Source organism: Chryseobacterium sp. Leaf405, from assembly GCF_001425355.1.
Taxonomy (GTDB): Bacteria; Bacteroidota; Bacteroidia; order Flavobacteriales; family Weeksellaceae; genus Chryseobacterium.
In genome coordinates, this window is record NZ_LMQN01000012.1 from 223,289 (window position 1) to 247,605 (window position 24,317).

20 protein-coding genes and 5 tRNA genes are annotated in these 24,317 nt (G+C 34.9%); 20 read left to right on the forward strand and 5 right to left on the reverse strand.

The features are described from left to right. The first annotated feature begins 18 nt into the window (after nt 1-18). On the forward strand, nt 19-1,536 hold the full coding sequence (locus ASG22_RS07170; protein WP_055982552.1) for an FMN-binding glutamate synthase family protein: 1,518 nt from the start codon (nt 19-21) through the stop codon (nt 1,534-1,536). 51 nt (nt 1,537-1,587) lie between these two features. Here ASG22_RS07170 and ASG22_RS07175 read toward each other — a convergent pair whose 3' ends face one another. Then, complete coding sequence (locus ASG22_RS07175) at nt 1,588-2,358, reverse strand: hypothetical protein (protein WP_055982554.1); 771 nt, start codon at nt 2,356-2,358, stop codon at nt 1,588-1,590. Between the two features lie 54 nt (nt 2,359-2,412). On the opposite strand from ASG22_RS07175, the gene ASG22_RS07180 reads away from it, so the two are divergent. Next, nucleotides 2,413-2,850: an RNA-binding S4 domain-containing protein gene (locus tag ASG22_RS07180; RefSeq protein WP_055982556.1), complete on the forward strand. Its 438-nt coding sequence runs from the start codon at nt 2,413-2,415 to the stop codon at nt 2,848-2,850. A gap of 15 nt (nt 2,851-2,865) precedes the next feature. Here ASG22_RS07180 and ASG22_RS07185 read toward each other — a convergent pair whose 3' ends face one another. Then, the gene (locus ASG22_RS07185) at nt 2,866-3,381 is read right to left on the reverse strand and encodes a shikimate kinase (RefSeq protein ID WP_055982558.1); all 516 of its coding nucleotides are present in this window, start codon (nt 3,379-3,381) and stop codon (nt 2,866-2,868) included. 115 nt (nt 3,382-3,496) lie between these two features. On the opposite strand from ASG22_RS07185, the gene ASG22_RS07190 reads away from it, so the two are divergent. The 5 genes from ASG22_RS07190 to ASG22_RS07210 all read left to right on the forward strand — a co-directional run bounded on the left by ASG22_RS07190 (nt 3,497) and on the right by ASG22_RS07210 (nt 4,370). Next, nucleotides 3,497-3,569 (forward strand) — tRNA-Lys (locus tag ASG22_RS07190). Nucleotides 3,570-3,603: 34 nt separating this feature from the next. Further along, nucleotides 3,604-3,686, forward strand: a tRNA-Leu gene (locus ASG22_RS07195). A gap of 56 nt (nt 3,687-3,742) precedes the next feature. Further along, a tRNA-Lys gene (locus ASG22_RS07200) sits at nt 3,743-3,815 on the forward strand. 309 nt (nt 3,816-4,124) lie between these two features. Continuing rightward, a tRNA-Lys gene (locus tag ASG22_RS07205) sits at nt 4,125-4,197 on the forward strand. A gap of 100 nt (nt 4,198-4,297) precedes the next feature. Beyond that, nucleotides 4,298-4,370 (forward strand) — tRNA-Lys (locus ASG22_RS07210). 180 nt (nt 4,371-4,550) lie between these two features. Here the strand turns inward: ASG22_RS07210 and panC are convergent. Next, complete coding sequence (gene panC / locus ASG22_RS07215; RefSeq protein ID WP_055982560.1) at nt 4,551-5,399, reverse strand: pantoate--beta-alanine ligase; 849 nt, start codon at nt 5,397-5,399, stop codon at nt 4,551-4,553. 180 nt (nt 5,400-5,579) lie between these two features. On the opposite strand from panC, the gene ASG22_RS07220 reads away from it, so the two are divergent. From ASG22_RS07220 to ASG22_RS07260, 9 genes are all read left to right on the forward strand, one after another. Then, on the forward strand, nt 5,580-6,350 hold the full coding sequence (locus ASG22_RS07220; protein ID WP_055982562.1) for a glycogen/starch synthase: 771 nt from the start codon (nt 5,580-5,582) through the stop codon (nt 6,348-6,350). Between the two features lie 14 nt (nt 6,351-6,364). Then, nucleotides 6,365-7,960 carry a DUF4270 domain-containing protein gene (locus ASG22_RS07225; RefSeq protein ID WP_055982565.1) on the forward strand — a complete coding sequence of 532 codons (1,596 nt, stop codon included), beginning with the start codon at nt 6,365-6,367 and terminating at the stop codon, nt 7,958-7,960. A 24-nt stretch (nt 7,961-7,984) separates the two neighbouring features. Then, the gene (glmS, locus tag ASG22_RS07230) at nt 7,985-9,838 is read left to right on the forward strand and encodes a glutamine--fructose-6-phosphate transaminase (isomerizing) (protein WP_055982567.1); all 1,854 of its coding nucleotides are present in this window, start codon (nt 7,985-7,987) and stop codon (nt 9,836-9,838) included. A gap of 108 nt (nt 9,839-9,946) precedes the next feature. Then, complete coding sequence (gldK, locus tag ASG22_RS07235) at nt 9,947-11,365, forward strand: gliding motility lipoprotein GldK (RefSeq protein WP_055982568.1); 1,419 nt, start codon at nt 9,947-9,949, stop codon at nt 11,363-11,365. Between the two features lie 60 nt (nt 11,366-11,425). Next, nucleotides 11,426-12,127, forward strand: a complete 702-nt coding sequence (gene gldL, locus ASG22_RS07240) for a gliding motility protein GldL (protein WP_055982570.1) — start codon at nt 11,426-11,428, stop codon at nt 12,125-12,127. A gap of 52 nt (nt 12,128-12,179) precedes the next feature. Next, nucleotides 12,180-13,772: a GldM family protein gene (locus ASG22_RS07245; RefSeq protein ID WP_055982572.1), complete on the forward strand. Its 1,593-nt coding sequence runs from the start codon at nt 12,180-12,182 to the stop codon at nt 13,770-13,772. A 16-nt stretch (nt 13,773-13,788) separates the two neighbouring features. Then, on the forward strand, nt 13,789-14,727 hold the full coding sequence (gene gldN / locus ASG22_RS07250; protein WP_055982575.1) for a gliding motility protein GldN: 939 nt from the start codon (nt 13,789-13,791) through the stop codon (nt 14,725-14,727). A 54-nt stretch (nt 14,728-14,781) separates the two neighbouring features. Further along, the gene (locus ASG22_RS07255) at nt 14,782-15,819 is read left to right on the forward strand and encodes an NAD(P)/FAD-dependent oxidoreductase (protein ID WP_055982577.1); all 1,038 of its coding nucleotides are present in this window, start codon (nt 14,782-14,784) and stop codon (nt 15,817-15,819) included. Between the two features lie 55 nt (nt 15,820-15,874). After that, nucleotides 15,875-16,132 carry a SemiSWEET transporter gene (locus ASG22_RS07260; protein ID WP_055982579.1) on the forward strand — a complete coding sequence of 86 codons (258 nt, stop codon included), beginning with the start codon at nt 15,875-15,877 and terminating at the stop codon, nt 16,130-16,132. A gap of 60 nt (nt 16,133-16,192) precedes the next feature. On the opposite strand, the gene ASG22_RS07265 is transcribed toward ASG22_RS07260, so the two are convergent. Further along, on the reverse strand, nt 16,193-16,624 hold the full coding sequence (locus ASG22_RS07265) for an META domain-containing protein (protein WP_055982581.1): 432 nt from the start codon (nt 16,622-16,624) through the stop codon (nt 16,193-16,195). Nucleotides 16,625-16,646: 22 nt separating this feature from the next. Then, the gene (locus tag ASG22_RS07270) at nt 16,647-17,051 is read right to left on the reverse strand and encodes a hypothetical protein (RefSeq protein ID WP_055982583.1); all 405 of its coding nucleotides are present in this window, start codon (nt 17,049-17,051) and stop codon (nt 16,647-16,649) included. 716 nt (nt 17,052-17,767) lie between these two features. Here ASG22_RS07270 and ASG22_RS07275 point away from each other — a divergent pair. The 4 genes from ASG22_RS07275 (at nt 17,768) to ASG22_RS07290 (ending at nt 24,031) form a co-directional block, all read left to right on the forward strand. Further along, entirely contained in the window at nt 17,768-18,157 is a 390-nt protein-coding gene (locus ASG22_RS07275) for a hypothetical protein (RefSeq protein WP_055982585.1), read from the forward strand. A 147-nt stretch (nt 18,158-18,304) separates the two neighbouring features. After that, nucleotides 18,305-19,387, forward strand: a complete 1,083-nt coding sequence (locus ASG22_RS07280) for an efflux RND transporter periplasmic adaptor subunit (RefSeq protein WP_055982587.1) — start codon at nt 18,305-18,307, stop codon at nt 19,385-19,387. Nucleotides 19,388-19,407: 20 nt separating this feature from the next. After that, nucleotides 19,408-22,602, forward strand: coding sequence for an efflux RND transporter permease subunit (locus ASG22_RS07285; protein ID WP_055982590.1), 3,195 nt, complete (start codon nt 19,408-19,410; stop codon nt 22,600-22,602). Next, a complete protein-coding gene (locus ASG22_RS07290; protein ID WP_055983466.1) occupies nt 22,589-24,031 on the forward strand; it encodes a TolC family protein in 1,443 nt (480 codons plus the stop codon). Before ASG22_RS07285 ends, ASG22_RS07290 begins: the two co-directional genes overlap by 14 nt. Nucleotides 24,032-24,317: the final 286 nt, after the last annotated feature.

Consider the following 24,317-nt stretch of genomic DNA (forward strand, 5'->3'; position numbering starts at 1 on the left):
TTTTTAAATCTACATTCTATGAGAGATAAGTTTTTATCTTGGGGAATTGTATTAGTCATTGTTACATGGGTCGTGGCAGTACTAATCAAAGCGCATTATTGGATACCAACATTGTTAACGGCCTTCTATGCATTGGGTGTTTATAACACCTATCAGTCAAAACACGCTATTCTGAGAAACTTTCCTGTTATTGGATATTTCCGATACTTTTTCGAGGGTATTTCTCCCGAAATGCAGCAGTATTTTATTGAAAGAGAAACAGATGGAAAACCTTTTCCGAGAAATCAGCGTTCTGCAGTTTATAGACGTGCCAAAAATCTCAGTGATACAGTACCTTTCGGGACACAATTAGAAGTTAATCACAGAAAATATGAGGGAATTAAACATTCCATTTATGCCAAATCTCCTAAAGAAGAACTTCCAAGAGTCTGGGTAGGTGGTGAGCAGTGTACGCTGCCTTATCATGCTTCATTATTCAATATTTCAGCAATGAGTTTTGGAGCATTGAGTGATAGGGCGCAGATTTCTTTAAACAGAGGTGCCAAAAAAGGTAATTTTTATCATAATACAGGAGAAGGAGGGATTTCTCCACACCATTTGGAAGGAGGGGATTTATGTTGGCAAATCGGAACCGGATATTTTGGATGTAGAGATGATGAGGGAAAATTCAACCCAGAATTATTTACTAAATATTCCACACTTCCTAATGTAAAGATGATTGAGATTAAATTGTCTCAAGGTGCAAAACCCGGTCATGGAGGAGTATTGCCAGGAGTTAAAAATACACCGGAAATTGCAAAAATTCGTCATGTAAAACCCGGAATGACTATTATTTCTCCACCTTCTCATTCTTCTTTTTCTGATGCAGCCGCATTGTTGAGGTTTGTTCAGCAACTAAGAGAACTTTCAGGTGGAAAACCAGTCGGATTTAAACTGTGTATTGGTGATACCAAAGAGTTTGAAGACATTTGTGTTCAGATGAATGTTTTGAAAATCTATCCTGATTTTATCACAATTGACGGAGCTGAAGGAGGGACAGGGGCTGCACCGCCGGAATTTTCGGATGGAGTAGGAATGCCTTTGGAGCCAGCTTTAATTTTTGTGAACAAAACACTTAACAATTATAATGTAAGAAATAAATTAAAAGTTATTGCAAGCGGAAAAGTTCTGACGAGTCTTGATATTTTAAGAGCGGTAGCAATGGGAGCTGATATGTGTAATAATGCAAGAGGGTTTATGTTCTCCTTAGGTTGTATTCAGGCGCTGAGATGTAATAATAATAAATGCCCGACAGGTGTTGCAACGCAAGATAAGATGCTGATAAAAGGACTTGATGTTACCGATAAGGCAGAAAGAGTGTATCACTTCCATAAAAATACGCTTCATACCTGTAATGAATTAATTGCAGCAGCAGGAAAAGATTCTTATGAAGAAGTAGATGCTACGATGTTTATGAGAGGAGATGAATTTGATCACCTGGCAGATCTCTATTTTCCGGATATTTTAGGAAATGTAAAACAGAAAGCTAAATATTAGTAAATAAAAGTCATAAAAAAACCGCTTCAAATTTTGAAGCGGTTTAATTTTTTATTGATCACCACTAGGCCTTGGGTTTGCTTTATAGATTTGAAAGTTAAATACAAAAGAAGTATTTTTTAAAGAATACGTTGAAGAATAAGGAAAATGTGCATCCCTTGCAAAAGCAGCTCTGGATGGCACTATGATTACTCCCTGTAAATTATAAGGATCTCCGTCATTCATATTTTGAAATCCTTTAAAATATTTTAATCCTTCTTGTAGACCTTCAATTTCGTAATAGCTTCTTTGTTTTGCAGCATCTGAATTATTTGAAGCATTTAAGACAGAATTTTTTACATAATAAAATGAAGGATCAGTTACAGGAGACCCATCACCATTAATTGTATTAATTATATTTCCTATTGATGAAAAAGTAGTATTTCCATCGATGTTTGCAGCTACGTAGCCCGTACCTCTCATCATTGTTCTGATTTGAGTAGCATTATTTCCGGCAGATGAATTAGTTTCCAAAGTAACTCCCGGATCAGGTTGTACCCCATCTCTTACAATATAAATAACTCCTGAAGGAAGCGTTTTGGGAGCTAATTGAGATAATTTTTTATAATTATCATCAGCAGTATCTGTAGCGCTAAATGTTTTTATATTTCCCTGAACATCCAGATAATTCTCATCCATGAATTTCTGAATTGCCTGATCATCATAAGAATTTCTAACTGCAATGTCATCTGGCTCTACAAAAGTTGCCACTTCATCATCATCCTTTTTACAAGCAGAAAAACATAAAGATCCCGCAAGGATATATAAAAATATTTTTTTCATTTCAAAAACTTTAATTACTTTACAAATAATATAACGACAAAAGTATAAAAAAATATGAGAATAGATAAATTTTTATGGAGTATTCGTTTTTATAAGACTCGAACTATTGCTACAGATGAGATTAAAAAGAACAGAGTGTCTATCGGCGAGTCAGTTGTGAAGTCTTCTAAAGAGGTAAAAGAAGGAGATGTGATTAAGATCCGTAAAAATCAGATTGATTATAAAATTAAAGTACTTCAGATTCCCAAAAGTAGGATGGGAGCTAAGCTTGTTCCGCTTCACATAAAAGATGTGACAGATAAAGAACAGTATGAAATACTCAAAATGAGAAAAGAATCTCAGGATTATTACAGAATCAAAGGAGAAGGAAGACCAACCAAAAAAGACCGAAGAGAAATGGACGACTATGTAGGAAATGACATTGCATCAGATTTTACCGATTGGGACGATTTCTTTGGCGAAAGTGGTGGAGATTCTGAAAACGAAAATTAATCAAAATGAAAAGCTCTATATGTAGAGCTTTTCTATTATTTCGTTTACAATATCTTCAGGTTCTCGATTGTCTGTATTTACATTATATTGAGCCTTGCTGTAAAATTGATTTCTTTCAAATAAATGCTTAGCAATAAATTCAGGCAGATTTTCTTCATCAATATTGGCTATCAGCGGACGTTTTTCTTTTTGTTTTGAAAGTCTTTCCGCTAAAGTTCCTACAGATGCTTTCAGAAAAACACTTTTTGAGTTATGATTAATAATTTCCATGTTATTATAATAAACTGGAGTTCCTCCACCCAAACTTAAAATTACATTTTCTTCTGAAGCCAGAATTTCTTCTAACGCCTCTCGTTCCAGCTTTCTAAAGTAGATTTCTCCTTTTTTCTCGAAGATTTCAGGGATGGTTAATTTATTTCTTCTGGAAATGTCTTTATCCAGGTCAATTAATTTAAAATTGAGTTTATCGCTTAATATTTTGGAAATGTGAGATTTGCCACTTCCCATGTATCCGACCAGTGAAATTATCATGAATTTATTTTAAACAAATTTGCAAAAAAGTTTTGAGATAACGAAAAACTTCATATCTTTGCACCACTGAAAACGAGAGATGTTATAACAGACAATAATCGTTGCTAAAGTGACCGACTCGGTAGCTCAGCTGGTAGAGCAATACACTTTTAATGTATGGGTCCTGGGTTCGAATCCCAGCCGGGTCACTAGCAAAAAATTACTTAATTTGTGTAATTTATTGCCTGTGTGGTGAAATTGGTAGACACGCCATCTTGAGGGGGTGGTTTCCTAAGGATGTGCTGGTTCGAGTCCAGTCGCAGGCACTGCAAAGAAAAAATTAATGATTTGAAATGAAGCATATTCATTTTTAATTGTGGCCGACTCGGTAGCTCAGCTGGTAGAGCAATACACTTTTAATGTATGGGTCCTGGGTTCGAATCCCAGCCGGGTCACAAGTTTACTGAAAAGTAAATTTTTTTCATATTAATATTTTGTGATTTGGTGTTCGAAGGCTTCCTAAGGGAGGCCTTTGATTTTGNACTTTTAATGTATGGGTCCTGGGTTCGAATCCCAGCCGGGTCACAAGTTTACTGAAAAGTAAATTTTTTTCATATTAATATTTTGTGATTTGGTGTTTAAAGGCTTCCAAAAGAAGCCTTTAATTTTTAAAATAAATTTGCAAATACGAAAAAAAACCGTACATTTGCACTTCTTAAAAATGAAAATTAATTTTTATAGTTGTTTTCATTGATAAGGTGACCGACTCGGTAGCTCAGCTGGTAGAGCAATACACTTTTAATGTATGGGTCCTGGGTTCGAATCCCAGCCGGGTCACAAGTTTACTGAAAAGTAAATTTNCATAATCGCCTGGTTGCAGTCGCCGTAGAAAAAATTAATGATTTGAAATGAAGCATATTCATTTTTAATTGTGGCCGACTCGGTAGCTCAGCTGGTAGAGCAATACACTTTTAATGTATGGGTCCTGGGTTCGAATCCCAGCCGGGTCACAAGTTTACTGAAAAGTAAATTTTTTTCATATTAATATTTTGTGATTTGGTGTTTCAAAGACTTCCCTCAGGAGGTCTTTGATTTTTTTATATCTCTGATAATGTTTAAGCAAATTAAAAAGCATCACTTAATAGTAATGCTTCATTATATTAAACTGGAATTAATTATGTTCTTGAAAATTAATCCAAATGCATATTATCAATCAATCTCACTCCATCAACGATAACGACAATAAATGCTCTGAAACTTCTGCCCTTATAGAAAAAATCTGTTTCTTTTAAGGTTTCTTCGTCTGCTATTAAAAAATATTCAAGCTTCATGCCCTGTTGGTCATCAAAAACATCCTGTACTCTGTCTTTAATTTCCTGAATAGTGATTGTGTGGAACCATTCATTAACTTTTTTTAAAGTTTCAAAAATAATTTTAGAAGCATCTTTTCTATCTTCATGTAATCTTTGGTTTCTTGAACTTAATGCTAAACCGTTTTCCGCTCTGTAAATAGGAACTCCATGTATTTTCACCGGAATTTTATTTTTTTTAGCTAATTTTTTAATAATAGCCAATTGTTGAAAATCTTTTTCACCGAAATAAGCATTGTCGGGTTTTACCTGTACAAAAAGTTCTTCTACAACGGTTCCAACACCATCAAAATGCCCTGGTCTGGATTTTCCTTCCATTTCATTTTCAAGTCCATCAAAATCGTAATGTTTGCTTTCTGCTTTTTCAGGATATATATCAACTACTTCAGGGATATAAACGGCATCTACCAAACCAGAATTTTTCAGAATGAGAATGTCTCGATTGATGTCTCGGGGATATTTTTCAAGATCTTCAGGATTATTAAACTGAGTAGGATTAACAAAAATTGAGGATATTACCAGATCATTTTCTTTTCTTGCTTGTTCATATAAAGATAAATGACCGTTATGAAGGGCTCCCATTGTAGGAGCGAAGCCTATTTTCTTACCCATCTCCTTCTGTCTTTCAATGAAATCCTGAAGAATTTTCTTGCTTTTTAAAACTTCCATAGTTTATTTTAATAGTAATTCAAAAATACTAAAAATATCATATAATTATTGTGCAATTTGAGATTGTTTAATAATTTATGGAAGGGAATTATCGTAAAAAAATGTTAATTAAAATAATGTTGGATGTTTTTTCGTAATTTTGCACATTAAAGCATTTTTACAAAAATTAGATAGAAGTTTATGCCGAATCAAAAAATACTGTACATTACTACAGAAATGTATCCATATCAGGAAGACACAAATATGGCTGCGGTGGTAAATAAAATGGCACTTAAGATGCACCAAGAAGGCAATGATGTAAGAGTTTTTATGCCAAGATTTGGACAAATAAGTGAAAGAAAGTTCCAGCTTCATGAGGTGATTCGCCTTTCTGGGATGAATATTATTATTAATGATCTAGATCAGCCTCTTATTATTAAGGTAGCGTCTCTTCCTGGTGAAAGACTTCAGGTTTACTTTATCGACAATGAAGAGTATTTCAAAAGAAAGCAATATTATTTTGATGATGAAGGAAATCCCTTCGATGATAACGACGAGAGAGCAATATTCTTCGCAAGAGGGGTTATTGAAACGATCAAGAAGCTAAATTGGGTTCCTGATGTTATTCACTTAAATGGATGGATGACTTCTTTCGTTCCTATTTACCTTAAAACATATTACGAATCAGACGCTTATTTCAAAGATGCTAAGATTGTTCTTTCTTTATACAATGAGAAAGATGCAGCCTTAGCTTCGAATATTGATGAGAAATTGAAGTTTGACAATATTGCAGGGTTAAAGGCGTTAGAAAACCCGACGGTAAAAAGCTTTGTTATCGAAAGCATGAGCTATGTAGATATGGTGGTAAAAGGAGATGAGTTTCTGGATGAAGACTTGGACAAAGCTTTTAACGAAACAAGTACAGAAAAGTCGGAGTATCTCGATGTAGATTCTATAAATAAACTTTATTAAAAAACACATTTTTAATGATTCATTCTATTAAAAAAGCGATTACCATATTTTCGTTGGTAATTTTTGGAAGTGTAGTACTTTATAATTGTGAGCCTGATGCAGATACTTTAGGAGAACAATTGTTTTTGGATGGGGCTGCTCAGGGGAATGAGGAATCCTTTGATATTACTGCCTTTAATATTAATAATAACGATACTATCCAAAGTGATGCATCAAAATTAGGTCTGGCAACATTGGGTGCTTTTAACGAACCTCAGTTTGGTAAACAGAAAGCATCATATTTTACCCAGTTAAGATTATCAACATACGATCCTGATTTTGGAACTAATCCTGTGATTGACTCGGTGGTGTTGGTAATTAAGCCAACTTATGCTTCAGATTCCGTTAAAACGAATACCGTAGATGATGGTTTTACTTTTACAACAGCTACCGATGCGAATATAAATGCTAAAAAAGTTGTCAATACTTATCCGGTTAATAAGTACGGACGAGCTAAGATCGGTTCTACAACAGCTCCTTTTAATATTCAGGTACATGAAGTGACGGACTTCTTAAAAGGTGCTTCTGATCGTGCTGCTTCTAATTCTGATTACAACGTTGGTGCTCTGTTGGGAGAAAAAAGTTTTGATGGTAATATCAGCTCAGTAACAATTACTAAAGATGATGATGGAAGTGCTTTATTTACGGCTTCCACTCCGGGAATCAGAATTAAATTGGATAATGAGTTTTTTAAATCTAAGATTATTGCGTATCAGGATAAACCTGAATTGCAGGATGCCTCAAACTTTATCAGACATTTTAAAGGCTTGAAGATATCTGCTACTCAAGATGACGGGTATTTAATGCAGTTCAATCCTAATGATTTGGAATTAATCATGTACTATAAATATGATAAGACAGATGTTCCGCCAGCTACAAAACCGCAGGTAGCTTATGCTTTTGCGTTAGGTTCTGGTAATGTTCACATCGGACATTATGAATATGACAGAGCAGGAACACCACTTCTTAGTGAGGTTAATCAGCCAATTGGTACTATAGGTCATAAAAAATTGTTTTTACAAGGGATGGGAGGACCTTCAATTGGTGTTAAAATTCCGGGAAATACTTTTACTGAATTGAGAAATCGTTATAAAAATGATAGAGCAGCAATTATCAGTGCTAAGATAAGAATCTCTATTGATAACGAAAGCTGGGATAGTAAAGCACCTAAACTTACAGCGTTCTCAATTGTGGATAGATACATTGATACTACCAATAATAAGGAGAAATTTAAGTTTCTATCAGATCTGTTAAATTTAGTAGGCTCCAATAATTTTTCAATATATAAAGCTTATCTGGATAAGAGTCCTGCATACTATGATTTTACGGTGACTCAATCTATTAAAGATATCATCGAAACAAAAGATGATGTGACAATTAATCCGGAAGAATATATCAGAATAGATATGGGAAGCTTTTTATCAAACAGTCAGACTAATGCTTTAGTAGGTGCTAATACCACCTCGAGAGCTTATGCAAGAGACAGAGTTGTTTTTGTCGGTTCAAACACAACAGATCCAAAGGATAAAAAAAGAGCACACCTAGTTGTTACTTACGGGACAAAAAAATAAAAATTAAAAAAACACTGAAAGAATATGTGTGGAATTGTTGGTTATACAGGTTTTCAGGACGCTTATGATATCGTAATTAATGGTCTTAGAAGACTAGAATACAGAGGTTATGATAGCGCAGGGATTGTTCTGGAAAATACAGATAATAAACTTGAAGTCGAAAAAACAAAAGGTAAAGTAGACGATCTTGTTGAGATTTCTAGTCAATTAAAAGGAGTTGCTAAAATCGGAATGGGACATACGCGTTGGGCAACTCACGGGGTGCCAAGTGATAGAAATTCACATCCGCATTTGTCTAATAATAATAAAATTGCATTGGTTCACAATGGTATCATAGAAAATTATGATACTATTAAAACAATGTTGAAGGAAAAAGGATTTACTTTTAAATCTGAAACAGATACTGAAGTTTTAGTGAATCTGATTCAGTATTTTATGGATTTAAATGCTGAAATGGATTTTCCTACGGCTGTAAGATATGCTTTAAATGAAGTGTACGGAGCATATGCAATTACAGTAATGCATGAAGATTTCCCAGGAGTTTTGGTCGTGGGAAGATTAGGTTCTCCTTTAGCAATCGGAATCGGTGAAAAAGAATATTTTATTGCCTCAGATGCTTCTCCTTTTGTAGAGTTTACTAAAGAGGCAATTTATCTTGAAGAAGGCCACATGGCTACAATTTCTTTGGAAAATGGAGTAGACATCAGAACAATTAATGATAATTCTAAAATAGAACCTGAAATTCAAGAGCTTAAATTAAGCTTGGAACAGATTGAAAAAGGCGGTTACGAACATTTTATGTTAAAAGAAATTTTCGAACAGCCAAAGTCTATACATGACACAATGAGAGGTAGGCTTATTGTAGATGAAGGGGTTATTAAAATGGCAGGAATCTGGGATCATATTGAGAAATTCAAAAATGCTAACAGAATCATTATTATAGCTTGTGGAACCTCTTGGCATGCGGGTCTTATCGGTGAATATTTAATTGAAGAATATGCGAGAATTCCTGTTGAAGTAGAATATGCTTCGGAATTCAGATACAGAAATCCGATTATTACTGATAAAGATGTCGTTATTGCGATTTCTCAATCGGGAGAAACGGCTGATACAATGGCTGCTTTAAAGTTAGCTAAAGAAAGAGGAGCATTTATCTATGGTATCTGTAATGTTGTTGATTCTTCAATTGCAAGAATTACCGATGCAGGTTCTTATACGCATGCAGGTCCTGAAATCGGGGTTGCTTCTACGAAAGCCTTTACTGCTCAGCTTACCATTCTTTCGCTTATTGCTTTAAAATTAGGTAAACATAATGGAAACTTAGGAAACGCTGATTTCATGAGCTTAATTGCAGAGTTGGATGCTATCCCTAAAAAAATTGAGGAAGTTTTAAGTTCTACTCATGAGCTAGTTCAGGATATTGCTAAAGATTTTATAAACACAACTAATTTCCTATATTTAGGAAGAGGGTATAATTATCCGGCTGCGTTAGAAGGAGCTTTAAAATTGAAAGAAATCTCTTATATTCATGCCGAAGGTTATCCTGCTGCAGAGATGAAGCACGGTCCTATTGCATTAATTGACGAAAACATGCCAATCGTTATCATCGCTCCCAAAAAAGGACATTATGACAAGATTGTAAGTAACGTTCAGGAAATTAAAGCAAGAAAAGGAAAAGTAATTGCTGTAGTAAACAGAGGAGATAAACAGGTAAGTGAGATGGCAGATTATGTCATCGAAATTCCGGAAACTTCAGAATGTTTCTCACCAATCGTTGCATCGGTTCCTTTGCAGTTATTAGCATATTATATTGCGGTATATAGGGGAGCGAACGTAGATCAACCAAGAAACCTTGCGAAATCGGTAACTGTGGAATAAATATTACTTGTAAATAAAATAAATTTAGATTTCTCACGTTATTTCAAAAAAAATCTTAAAAGTTTCTTAAAAAAATTATATATTTACGGCTTAATTATAAAAATTAACATGAAAAGGATATTTCTTTTATTATTGTCTGCGTCGGTAGCATCGGTATCTTGTTCAGGTGGGGGATCTTCTTCTGTCGGAAAACCCGGAACAAAAGGAGAATTGATACCTAGAGAAAAAACAAAATCATTTGTAGCAGAAAGACCATACGGAATGGTAGGTATTCCTGCAGGTTCGTTTGTTGCGGGATTAGCTGATCAGGATTTCACGAGTAGTCCTGAAAAAGCTCAAGCAAAAACAGTTACTGTTTCTTCCTTCTTTATGGATGAAGCAGAAACTACCAATGCAGAATACAGAGTATTCATTAATTATGTAAGAGATTCTATCGCTAGAACTTTGCTTGCTGAAGCTGCCGGAGAAGGTGGTGAAGGGAAAGGTAAAGGTACTAACATTGGTGACTACGCATATCTTGCTCAAAAAGAAGAAAACTTAACACCATATCAGGAATATTTAGAAGGACAAGGTGGTGGAGACGAAGGTACATTCGATCCAACTAAAAAAATTGACTGGAAAGTTCCTTTGCATTGGAGTACGTCAAAATATCCTGACGTAGAATACGCAGAAGTTTTAGAATCTATGTATTTACCGGCTTCTTCAAGAATCAGTAATGAAAGAATCTTAGATGTTAGTAAACTTAAATATACTTACAGATGGGGAGATATGGACGCTGCTCTGGCTGAAAAAGAAAGAGGAGTAAACTATCTTAGAAGCGAAAGTATTGCAATTTATCCGGATACAACTGTTTGGGTGAAAGATTTCCATTTCGCTTATAATGAGCCATTGTTTGAACAGTATTTCTGGCACAAAGCTTACAAGGATTATCCTGTGGTTGGGGTAACTTGGGATCAGGCAAGAGCTTACTGTAACTTCAGATCAAAATTAAAATCTGATTATAACGAAAGTTTAAAAAGAAAAAAACAAAGACCATTAATCTTCAGACTTCCTACAGAAATCGAATGGGAATATGCTGCAAGAGGTGGAATGCAAAATGCTACTTACCCTTGGGGAGGTCCTTATTTAATGGATGACAGAGGTTGCTACTTGGCAAACTTCAAACCTAAAAGAGGTAATTACATGGAAGACGATAAGAAAGGTACTTATACATATACAGCTCCAGTAAAGAAGTTTAAGAAAAATGGTTTCGGATTATTTGATATGGCTGGAAACGTTTCTGAATGGACAGAATCTGCTTATAACAACTCTTCATACGGATTCTCATCTACTTTAAATCCTTCTACTAAAGATAAAACTGATAATAAGAGATCTGTAAGAGGTGGTTCTTGGAAAGATGTTGGTTATATGTTGATGACAGGTGCTAGAGATTGGGAAAGAAAAGATTCAGCGAGAAGTTATATCGGATTTAGAACTGTACAGGATATTCCTGAAGCTGCTGTTAAACCAAAAAGAGTTAACAGATAATTATCAGACCATTATTTTTCAATAACAATTTTATTTTAACATTAAAAAAAACTAACTTATATGTTTAAGACTAAAGATGCTTGGATGAATTTCTTCTATTCATTCGGGGCTGCAATTGTAATTCTTGGAGCTTGGCTTAAAATTACTCACATTACTTTGGGACCAATCAATGGTAACATTGCCCTTACAGTTGGACTTATTACTGAGGCAATTATCTTTATTATTTTCGCTTTTGACCCTCCAAAAAATGAAGAGTCTTATGCTTGGGAAAATGTTTATCCTGAATTATTAGATAAGCATGCAAACCCAAACCCATTACACTCAAATGTATCTTCTAAAAATGCTGCTGCGGCGGCTGCTCAATTTGCTGAATTAGAAAACTCTCTTTCAACTAAATTAGACAAGATGCTACAAGATGCTAAATTAGATGTACAGTTATTTGAAAGATTAAGAACAGGTATCGACAAATTTTCTACTTCTGTTGATCAGATCAATCAAACTGTTGATGTCTCTGCTTCTACTCATAAATATAACGAACAATTGAACAAAGCTGCACAGCATATGGAAAGCATGAATGCTTTATATTTAATGCAGTTGGAAAGCGGTAAAAGACAGTCAGATTATGCTAACAAATATGTTGAAGATATGCAAAAATCTGCTGAACAATCAGAAAAATTCAATCAGGAATTACAGGGATTAACATCTAACTTAAATAATTTAAACAGAGTTTATGGTGGTATGTTAACTGCTATGAAGTCTTAATTTCCAAACCATTTCTAATTTAACTAATTTAATCAAAAACAAAGAAAAGAGAATGGCAAAAGGAAAACAGACCCCTCGTCAGAAGATGATCAACCTAATGTATTTGGTGTTCATCGCTATGATGGCCCTAAATATTGATGTTGAGATCATCAGATCTTACTATGATTCTACTAAAGCACTAAATGAAACTAGATTCTTAACTGAGCAGAAAAATGAGGATATTTTTGAGAAAACTTTGGAAGCAAAGGCTCAACAAGTTCCTGACACTTATGCAACTCCATGGGAGCAGTATAAAGTTTTAAGAGACAAAATTAATACTTTGGTAAAATCTGCACAGGATGTTAAAGATTTAGTAAAGAAAAATTCAGATTTTCATGATAAAGACCTTAAAACGGGTAAAGAATTGGATATCAGTGAGAATTTCTCTGCTTTAAATAATAACGAAGCTACTACCGAATATTTCTTTAAAGAAGGCGATGAAAATTCTCCTTCAGCAAAAGCATTAGAATTAAAGAAGAAAATAGATGATGTAAGAAATTATATCAATGCAACTTTCGGAAATGATCCTCAATTGAAGAAATTGGTAGACAGAGCAAACAAGTCTCTGATTGCAGAATATCCTCAGGGTAAATCTCCAAACGGAAAAACTTGGTTCCAGAATAAATTCTACCATCAGCCGCTAATCGCTGCGATTTCTAACTTAGAAATTATTCAGAATGACGCAAGAAACGTACAGTCTGATGCATTAGCATTGATGTTACAGGAAAAAGTAGATGCTAGCATTAAATTCTCAAGCTATGAAGCTATTGTTTCTGCGCCTGTAGATGTAGTTGCTGGTAAGCCTGCAGAAGCTGTTATCATGTTAGGAAACTATTCTAACAGTAACAAGATTGTGATGTCTGGTGTTAATAAGCAAGAAAACGGAAAAGGTTTTGCTTCTCTTAATACAAGTGCAATTGGTGAGCATACTCTAAAAGGAGATATTACTTTAACTGATGCTACTGGTAAGGCTCAAAGCTTCCCGTTCACTCATACTTATAATGTAATCGCCGGTCCTCAGGAGGTTAAACTTCAAAAAGGTCTATTGCTTTCTGCTGATAAGATGAATGTAATGTATAGAAATCTTGATAACCCTGTTACAGGTTCTATTTTAGGTGCTGATAATGGTAAATTATCTCTATCTGCTCCTGGAGCGGTTGTGAAGAGTACAGGTCCTGGTAAATGGGATGTTAAGCCGGGTGCAGGAAATGTATTGAAAATTACATTATCTGGAACAGATCCTTATGGTAAGTCTTTATCTCAGGTATTTGAATATAGAATTAAAAATGTACCACCTCCACAAGGACAGATCAGAGGTAAAAATATGTTGACAATGCCGGCTAACTCAGTGGAGAATCAGCAACTTCAGGCAGTTATTCCTGATTTTGACTTCCCAGTATCATTTAACGTGACTTCGTTCATGGTAAGAGTTCCGGGTAGAGCTGCAATGCAGGTTCAAGGTAATTCATTACAAGGTGCGGCAGGAATGTTCAAGAATTTAAGACCTGGAGAAGGTGTTTATATATTTGAGATTAAAGCAACAGCAACAGGTTTAGGAACCCAAACAATTGGAAATATTTCACCTGTGTTAATTAATATCCAATAAAAATTAATAGAGTATTATGAAAAAATATATTAGCAGTTTTTTAGTTGTAGTTTCGGGATTCATGTTTTCTCAAACTATCCTGAATGCTTCTTCTCCTGAAGAATTCAGAAAAATGAGGGCTGAGAACAAAATGAAAGTGGGAGATACAATTATCGATAAAAAAGTTAAACCTTTGGAATACGGTTTTGTTGATGAGAAAGATATCCTTAAAAGCATATTTGTTTGGGAAGTTATCGATATGAATGACAAGATTAATCAGCCATTCTATTATAACAATCCGGACGGTTTATTATCTACAGAAACAAAATCTTTATATAAACTTTTACTTGATGGTGCTCTAAGTGGTGACATTAAAGAAGTTTATGACGATGAAAATTTCGTTCAGAGACTTACTCCACAACAGATTAAAGACAGATTAGTAAGTGTGCGTGTTGATGATGAAGCAGTAAATATCTTAAACAGTGGACGTCAGTTAACTGAACAGGAGAAAAAAGAGCTTACAGACATTTATGAAACCACTACGGATAAAGTAAAAGTTTTGAAAATGTTCGGTATGTGGTTTATCGATAAGAGAGACGGACAATTGAAGTACAGACCATTAGGTATTGCTGCAATGGGACCAGATCCTCAGATGATTGGTAGACTAGGACCAGACGGTCAACCTTTAGAAGGGGCTAATGATTTAATTGATCTTTTCTGGGTATATTATCCTAATGCAAGAGATGTTTTAGCGAATAATTTCGTTTACAACAGAAAAAATACTTCTGCAGATTTATCTTTTGATGATTTAATTAATTCTAGAAGATTCTCTTCAGTAATCTTTAAATCTTCAACAGGTTTAGGAGATGGTGTTATCAAGGATTATATTCCTAGAGATGCTGACGAGCAGTTGGAAGAAAGTGACAGAATTAAGTCACAAATCCTTCAAATGGAAAATGATATGTGGAATTACTAAATTTCACTTGATATTTATAGAAAACCTGAGTACTTTTACTCAGGTTTTTTTATTATGGAAAATGTAGATTATATCATTGTGGGAGATGGGTATGCGGGATTGTTTTTTGCCCATCAGTTGATTAAGAATAACAAATCGTTTATAATATTTTCGGAAGGAAGAAAAAGTGCTTCTCAGGTTTCTGCGGGAATTATCAATCCCGTTGTTTTAAAAAAGTTTACGACATTTTGGAAAGCTCAGGAGCAGATTGATTTTTTGAAAAAATCATTGAAAGAGATAGAAAGCTATACCGGAAAAAATTATTTAATCGAAAAGCCAATCCACAGAATTTTTCATGATGAAAATGAACAGCGATTATGGCTTAAAAAATCTGAAAATCCAGAGCTAGAAAATTTTTTAGACAAAAATTTTGGTCATTTAGAAGCTGTAAAAAACGATTTTAATTCAGGAATTGTTAATCAGTCTGCCAGACTTGATGTTAGTGGATTTTTTAGTGGTTTATTTGATTTTCTTGAAAATAAGTCATCAATCGTCAAAGAAAAATTTAATTATTCTGAAATTAACCCTTTAGAATCAATTTATAAAAATTATCAATTTAAAAATATTATTTTTTGCGAAGGAATGGGCGTTAAAGAAAATCCATATTTTTGTGATATTCCTGTTATTCCGAATAAAGGACACCATATAAAAGTGATGCTTTCAGAAAGAATTCCTAATGATGTTACGATTAAAAAGAAACATTTTTTGTTTCCGTTACATGATAATTTATACTTTTATGGAGGAACTTACGACAGAGAACAGTTGCATCATCATATTGATGAATCTGCGGTTGATCAATTAAAAAATGGATTATCAGAATTTTATCCTTACGATTTTGAAATCAATGACGTAAATTTTGGGTTCAGACCAACGGTGAAAGATAGAAGACCGATTATAGGCCAGCATTCAGAACATCAGAATTTATATGTTTTTAATGGACTCGGAGCTCGTGGGATTCTAAACGGATGTTACTTTTCTAAAAATTTGTATGATTTTATTGAAGAAAATATTCCTTTGCATGAAGAAGTTTCTTTAGACAGATTTAAAAAATAAAACAGATCATCTTACATTGGTATAGAATTTCCTTTAACTAAGAAAATTACTATTGATGGATGAAAATGTTTTAGGAATAATAGCAGGAATATTAACATCAGTGTCGATGATTCCTCAATTGATAAAAGTCATTAAAAAAAAGGATGCGGAAAATCTGTCTTGGGTAATGCTCACGATACTTATTACTGGTCTATCATTATGGGTTTGGTATGGCTTTTTACAGGATGAGCTTCCAATTATTGTATCTAATGCCTTTGCCGTTTTAGTGAATATTACTTTGCTCATCTGTTTCTTTATTTTCAAAAAAAAGTAAAAAAAAACGCTCTTATGATAAGAGCGCTCAAGTATATTGATGTGTTTGTTGAAACTTGATTTACTGTAAAACAAATTTTGCTAAAGGTGCCATTCTTGCTTTATTTAACATTAAAGTATTTCCGTTTACAGAATAATTATCGGCAGAGAGTAATGCGTTTACAAATGCTTTTTCAGTCTCCAGATCGTCGCAGGCAATCATCGTAGACATTCCCTGATTGAATTTTATGCGCATAACATCTTGCTTAATTTCAAAAGTTCCTCCTACACCATTGCATCCGCCGTTACCTGTATACCGCATATCAGCCATATTGAGTTTAAAATTAGGAATAGCGTTTGGATTTTTTAGCTTAATAGGTTGTCCGTTAATTTCCGTAAGTTTCCAGGTTTTTCCGGTAATATCGCCCGAATTTTGAGAAGCTGGTTTGCTCATACAAGAAGTTAAAAACAGAACAAAAAGCACGGAACTTAAATAGGTAAATAGATTTTTCATATTCTTTTGTTTGTCGGTTTTATTAAAACGAAGCCATTTTTGAGCCAGAAGATTGTTTTTCTTTTTTATGATGGAACATCACCATATTGTAATCTTTATTAAGGAAAGTTACATCTCCTCTTACATCAGAATATTGATAGAAAGCATCGCTGGCAGTATATTCAGGAAGTTCTTTGCTTTTTGTAAGCTCATAATTTTTACCTTCGAAATGTACAATAACAGTGTTTTGGCTGTTATTAATGGCAACTTCTAATCGATCACCATACTCGTCGGTATATGTTTCTTTGGTAATTTCATCTTTAGAAATTGCATCAGGAGTCTCTGGAATGTTTTGTGAAACCGTTTCTTCCTTTCCCTGATGATTACATGCTGTTCCTGTAAAAGCCAGAAGACCTGTAATAATAGTAATTTTTAATAATTTTTTCATAGTGATAAGTGATTGTTAGGTGTGTCATGAATTGAATATTAATATCCAATAAAAGTACGAAAATTTATCATGAAATATGTTAATTTTACTTAAAATGATTGAAAAATAACAGATTAAAATATATTTTAGCGAATTAATTTTACTTTTAATTGCATTAAAATATAATGCCAAAGGCACCTTTGGTATATAATTATTAAGATTAAAAGTAAAATAATTATTAAGTCAGGATTCGAAACTGTAAGATTTTAAAATTTTTCATCTGTTTTTTTTTGCAACATTATGAAAAAAATCTTCACATTGAAATAGCTGTCATTTGATTGTATAATTAAATCATATAATCAATCGTTTAAGAGGATTTATTTTCGTTAAAAAATATAATTTTTAAAATAAATTATTGAGCACCATGCTGAAAAACAAGTAGAAGAGCAATGTTTTGGTAAAAATAAATCTGTGAAAGAACAGAAAAATGTATTCAGGATATTAATAATTAAAAGTTTAATCACTAAAAATCAGGTAAAATCTCTTAGTTTTTATTAATTTTTTTAAGAATTGAATTTTTCTTATGTTATAGAAATCTTAATATTTTCCCTTTGTTTGAGCCATTAATATGAAGAAATTACCTGTTCATGCATTTTCAGGTAATTTTCAGAAGAGTTAAATTTTGTTAATCCGCTATGATGGTATACAAATCTAAATGTACATTTGTGCCTTAGAAAATGAGAACATATATCACATATTTTTTGACATCACTTTTCCTGCTTTTCGTAGTGGAAAGTAAAATTAATGTCAAAACTTTGCGAAATGATTATAATCCTAATACTTCTCACAATTTACCCAAAAGAGCAAACCGCTTAAATCAAACTTACGAAAAGCAAACTATCCACCAGGGGGACGATGCAGGGAATAATTTTTCTCTTGAACTTGCCGAAGACGACTTTCAGTTTTCAGATACACTGCAGGCAATCGTAGTTTTTGCAAGTGTTTTCAGCTTGATTTATATTTTTGGTTTAAATAGTTTCAAAAAATTAAAGCCTACTATTCATGGCTTTTTATCTGAATTTTCCTCTGTAAAAAGATTCATTCTGATTCGTTCTATCAGAATCTAAAATTTCATTTTTCGATGTATTTTCTGCTGATTATTTCGGTAGAGGATATTTTGCGTTGTGTTTGTCGGTAATCTGACACATCGTAAATCATTTTCTTATTACCATTTTCCTATTAAAACATTAACGATTTATATAAACTCTAGAATTATGATCAAAGGAGTTGTCGCAAGCATTGCGCTAAGCAGTCTTTTATTGTTCAGCTGTAACAAGAAAAAAGAAGAAAAAGAAGAAGCTACAGTCTATCCCGTAACCTCACCGGTGGTGATGGATACTGTGATCGACAAAGAATTTGTAGCTCAAATCAGGTCTGTAAAGAACATCGAGGTTCGTGCACAGGAAAAAGGTTTCCTTGAGAAAATTTACGTAGACGAAGGTCAGTACGTACGTCAGGGGCAGACTTTATTCCGAATCATGCCTCAGTTATATCAGGCAGAATTACTAAAAGCTCAAGCAGAGGTTGCTCAGGCAACGATTGAGCTGAAGAACTCAACAACATTAGCAGATAATAACATTGTTTCTAAAAACGAAAGATCAATGGCAAAAGCTAAGTTGGATGCAGCAAAAGCAGAAGCTAAGCTGGCTCAGATTCACTTGTCATTTACTGATATTAAAGCGCCATTTTCAGGGATTATCAACAGATTACCTCTGAAATTGGGAAGTTTGGTAGATGAAGGAGATTTGTTGACGTCTTTGTCTGATAACAATGATGTTTATACTTATTTCAACGTTTCAGAACCTGAATATCTGAATTATCAGAGAAATGTTGCAGACAGAGGAAGCAATAAGGTGGATTTGGTAATGGCAAACGGTGATGTATTTCAACAGAAAGGTGAAGTTCAGACTATTGAAGGAGAATTTGATAGTGAAACAGGAAATATTGCTTTCAGAGCAAAGTTCCCGAATCCTGACAAGTTATTGAGAAATGGTGAAACAGGAAAAGTAAGAATGACTTTACCGTTAAGAAATGCTTTAATCATTCCTCAGAAAGCAACTTACGAAATTCAGGATCAGAAATATGTTTTCGTAGTTGATAAAAACGGAGTGGCAAAGTCTAAAAATATTAAAATCGCTTATGAGCTTCCGGATGTTTACGTAGTGGCATCAGGACTTTCAACGGGAGATAAAATCTTATTGGAAGGGGTGCAGAAAGTGAAAGATGATCAAAAAGTTAAGACTAAAGCTCAGGATCCTAAGAAAGTTCTTCAATCATTGAAATTAAAAGCAGAGTAAGGCTCTATAAATGAATCAGTATGTTTAAGAAATTCATTCGCAGACCTGTTCTGTCTATCGTAATCTCTTTGATTATCGTATTTATGGGAGTTTTGTCCCTGATGAAATTGCCCGTTACACAGTTCCCATCTATTTCACCGCCAAAAGTAAATATCACCGCAGAATATCCGGGTGCCAACAACGAATTGTTGATCAAATCCGTAGTTATTCCGTTAGAAAGAGGTTTAAATGGTGTGCCGGGAATGAAATACATGACTTCCGATGCCGGAAATGACGGGGAAGCTTCTATTCAGGTGGTTTTCGATTTAGGAACCGACCCGAACGTAGCAGCGGTAAACGTTCAGAACCGTGTATCTTCGGTAGTGAACAAACTTCCTCCGTTGGTTGTTCGTGAAGGGGTAAAAATTACCCGTGAAGAACCAAATATGTTGATGTATATTAACTTATACAGTGACGATCCTAAAGCTGATCAGAAATTCCTTTTCAACTATGCGGATATCAACGTGATGTCTGAATTAAGAAGAGTTGGGGGAGTTGGTTTTGCAGATATCTTGGGAACAAGAGAGTATGCAATGCGTATTTGGCTGAAACCTGACAGATTAACGGCTTACAGTATTTCAGCAGATGAAGTAATGGAATCGTTAAATGAGCAGAGTTTGGAAGCATCTCCGGGTAAAACAGGAGAAAGTTCGGGTAAAAGATCTCAGTCATTTGAATATATTTTAAAATATCCGGGTCGTTTTAATAATGAAAAAGATTACGGAAATATTATCCTTAAAGCAAAACCTGACGGAGAATTTATCAGATTAAAAGATGTTGCTGATATTGAGTTTGGTTCTTCCATGTATGATATTTATTCTACATTGAATGGTAAACCTTCCGCGGCGATTACAGTAAAACAATCGTACGGTTCCAATGCAAGTGATGTTATCAAAAATGTAAAATCTTTGATGGCTGAATTGCAGAAAACGACTTTCCCTAAAGGAATGCATTACGACATTAGTTATGACGTGTCAAAATTCCTGGATGCTTCTATTGAAAAAGTAATCCACACGTTATTTGAAGCGTTTATTTTGGTGGCGATTGTGGTATTCCTGTTCTTGGGAGACTGGCGCTCAACATTGATTCCGGCAATTGCGGTTCCTGTTTCATTGGTCGGTACTTTCGCAGTCATGACTGCTTTTGGAATTACGTTGAACATGATTTCATTATTTGCCTTGGTAATGGCAATTGGGGTCGTCGTCGATGATGCGATTGTGGTTATTGAAGCTGTTCACGCCAAGATGGAAGAAAAAGGGCTTTCTCCGTTAAAAGCGACAGAAGAAGCAATGCACGAGATCAGTGGGGCGATTATCGCAATTACGCTGGTAATGGCATCTGTATTCATTCCGATTGCGTTTATGTCTGGTCCGGTTGGGGTATTTTACCGTCAGTTTTCGATTACAATGGCTTCGGCGATCATCCTTTCAGGTGTTGTGGCATTAACTTTAACTCCGGCTTTATGTGCTTTAATTTTGAAGAACAACCACGGAAAAGCGAAGAAAAGAACGCCGATTACTATCTTCTTAGATAAATTCAACAATTTATTTACAAAAGGAGCAGGGAAGTATGAGAAAATGTTGAATAAAACCGTTAAGAAAAAAACATTTACACTTCCTTTATTATTAGCGTTTTGTGCCTGTACATTCTTTTTAAGTAACTCATTGCCTTCAGGATTTATTCCTGCGGAAGATCAGGGGATGATTTATGCAATTATTCAGACACCACCGGGATCAACATTGGAAAGAACAAATCAGATTGCTAAAGAATTATTGAGAGAATCTGAAGATATAGATGGGGTACAGTCAGTATCATCATTAGCAGGATATGAAATCTTAACTGAAGGTACAGGTTCAAACTCAGGGACTTGTCTGATTAACCTTAAAAGTTGGGAAGACCGTTCAGAATCTGCCGCAGAAATTATTGAAAAACTTGAAGAAAAAGCTAAAAATATTCCGGGTGCGAATATAGAATTTTTCCAACCGCCTTCAATTCCTGGATATGGTGCTGCGGGTGGTTTCGAACTTCGTCTTTTGGATAAAGCGGGAAGTGGCGATTATCAGAAAATGGAAAAAGTAAGTAATGATTTTGTGAAGGAATTGAAAAAACGTCCTGAACTCGGATCTGCATTTACCTTCTATTCTGCAAGTTTCCCTCAGTATATGCTGAAGATTGATAATGATCTTGCTGAACAAAAAGGGGTAACGATTGAAAAAGCGATGGATAATTTATCTACATTAATTGGTTCGAATTATGAAACGAGCTTCATCCGTTTCGACAGACCTTATAAAGTGATTGTTCAGGCAGGTCCGCAATATCGAGCATTACCGTCAGATTTATTGAAACTGTATGTTAAAAACGATAAAGATCAGATGGTTCCGTATTCAGATTTCATGCATTTAGAAAAAGTGTATGGTTTATCTGAAATTACAAGACACAATATGTACAATTCTGCCGAGGTAAGTGGTACTCCTGCGCTGGGTTACAGTTCCGGACAGGCGATTGCAGCGATTAAAGAAGTGGCAGACAAAACACTTCCTAGAGGTTTCGGGATCGACTGGGCAGGTATTTCCAAAGATGAAGTAAGCCGTGGAAACGAAGCGATATTTATTTTCTTGGTTTGTTTAGGATTTGTCTATTTAATTCTTGCGGCACAGTATGAAAGTTTTATTCTTCCTTTGCCGGTAATTTTATCCTTGCCAACGGGTATTTTCGGAGCATTCTTATGTTTGAAACTATTAGGATTGGAAAACAACATCTATGCTCAGGTAGCAATGGTCATGTTGATTGGTCTTTTGGGTAAAAACGCCGTATTGATCGTTGAATTTGCCGTACAGAAGAAAGCAGAAGAAGGAATTCCGGTAGCGCAGGCGGCCATTGAAGGTGCTGCGATCCGTTTCCGTCCGATTTTAATGACATCATTTGCATTTATCGCAGGGTTGATTCCATTGGTAATGGCAACCGGACCGGGAGCGATTGGTAACCGTACCATCGGTACAGCCGCAGCAGGAGGAATGTTAATCGGAACTATTTTTGGGTTAATGATCATCCCAGGATTGTATTACATCTTCGGAACGCTCGCAGAAAAATCGAAACTGGCGAAATACGAGGAAGAAAATCCTTTAACAGAACAAACAGAACCTTACCAACACGATGATAAACATGAAGATTTATAACAAATATATAGCAGCCATTGCCTTATCGCTTGTTTTAGCAAGCTGTAAGGCGCCAATGGCGACCGTCATAAAAGACGAGGTGAAAGAAAATGTACCCCAGAATTTTAATCAGGAAGATCAGGGTGATGCCAATAATAACAGCGGGACAACCCCTTGGAGACAATTTTTCACTGATCCTAATCTGGTTGCTCTAATTGAAACTTCTCTAAAGAACAATCAGGAATTAATGATCACTCTGCAGGAAATTGAAATTGCAAAAAGTGGAGTTTTATCTAAAAAAGGAAAATTAACGCCAACGGTTTCTGCGGGAATTGGTGCAGGAGTAAAAAAAGCCGGACGTTACACAAGTGAAGGTGCAGGCGATGCTACCACAGAAATTGAACCGGGAAGAGAAATGCCGGATCCTCTTGGAAATTTCGAAGGCGGTTTAATGGCAAACTGGGAAATCGACATCTGGAAAAAATTGAGAAATGAGAAAGATGCAGCAGTTGCCCATTACCTTTCAACGGTAGAAGGGAAGAATTTCGTTCTTTCAAACTTAATTGAAGAGGTAGCTGACAATTACTATGAACTGTTAGCTTTGGATAATCAGTTGGATATTATTCAGCAGTATATTAAACTTCAGCAAAAGGCGTTGGAGATCTCAAAAATTCAGAAAGAAGCTGCTGCGACAACTGAATTGGCTGTGAAAAAGTTTGAAGCAGAATTGGCAAAATCCAAAGCGACAGAGTATACAATTCGTCAGGAAATTACGGAGAAAGAGAATCAGATCAATGCGCTGTGTGGTCGTTATCCTCAGCCGATTGTAAGAACGAAAGGAGATTTTATGACAACGATTCCGCAAACGGTATATACAGGAATTCCGTCACAGTTGTTGGCAAACCGTCCCGACATCAAACAAGCTGAATTAGAATTAAAATCATCAAAATTAGATGTTGAAGCAGCAAGAAAAGAGTTTTATCCTTCATTGGAAATCTCTGCAACGCTAGGATTGGAAGCTTTTAAACCTTCTTATTTAGTGAAAATGCCGGAATCTATTGCCTATAATTTGGTTGGAGAATTAGCAGGTCCGCTTATTAATAAAAGTGCGATTAAAGCTAATTTCCAGACTGCAGATGCAAAACAGATTCAGGCTTTGTATGAATATGATAAAACGATTTTAAATGCCTATCTGGATGTGGCCAACCTGATGTCTAGAGTGAAGAATATCGATCAATATTATCAGCTTAAGGCACAGGAGACAAAATCGTTGGAAGAATCGATCGATATTGCGAATCAGCTATTCCGAAACTCAAGAGCAGATTATCTGGAAGTTCTTTTGAACCAAAGAGATGCCCTGGATGCAAAAATGGAATTGGTTGAAGCAAAACAAAAACAGCTGAGTACAGTTGTTGATATTTATAAGAGCTTAGGCGGAGGCTGGAAGTGATTATAAATCCTTAATGTTTTAAAAAGAAAAGAGGCTGCCCGCAAGGAACAGTCTCTTTTCGATTAAAACTGAAAACTTTAAATAAAAAAAGGCTCATTTGCAGAACCTTTAGTAATTCATCTGCAGGAAATGGTAGCAAATAAATTATAATTTCGATGGTTATTAGTTTTTACCAGCTTTTAAAAAACCAACCTTCCTTAAAGTAATTTCCCCGATTAAAGGAAGGCGGCTTATTTTATGATAAAATCATCATGCTTTTGTTTTTTTAAGGACGGGGAGTTTCAAA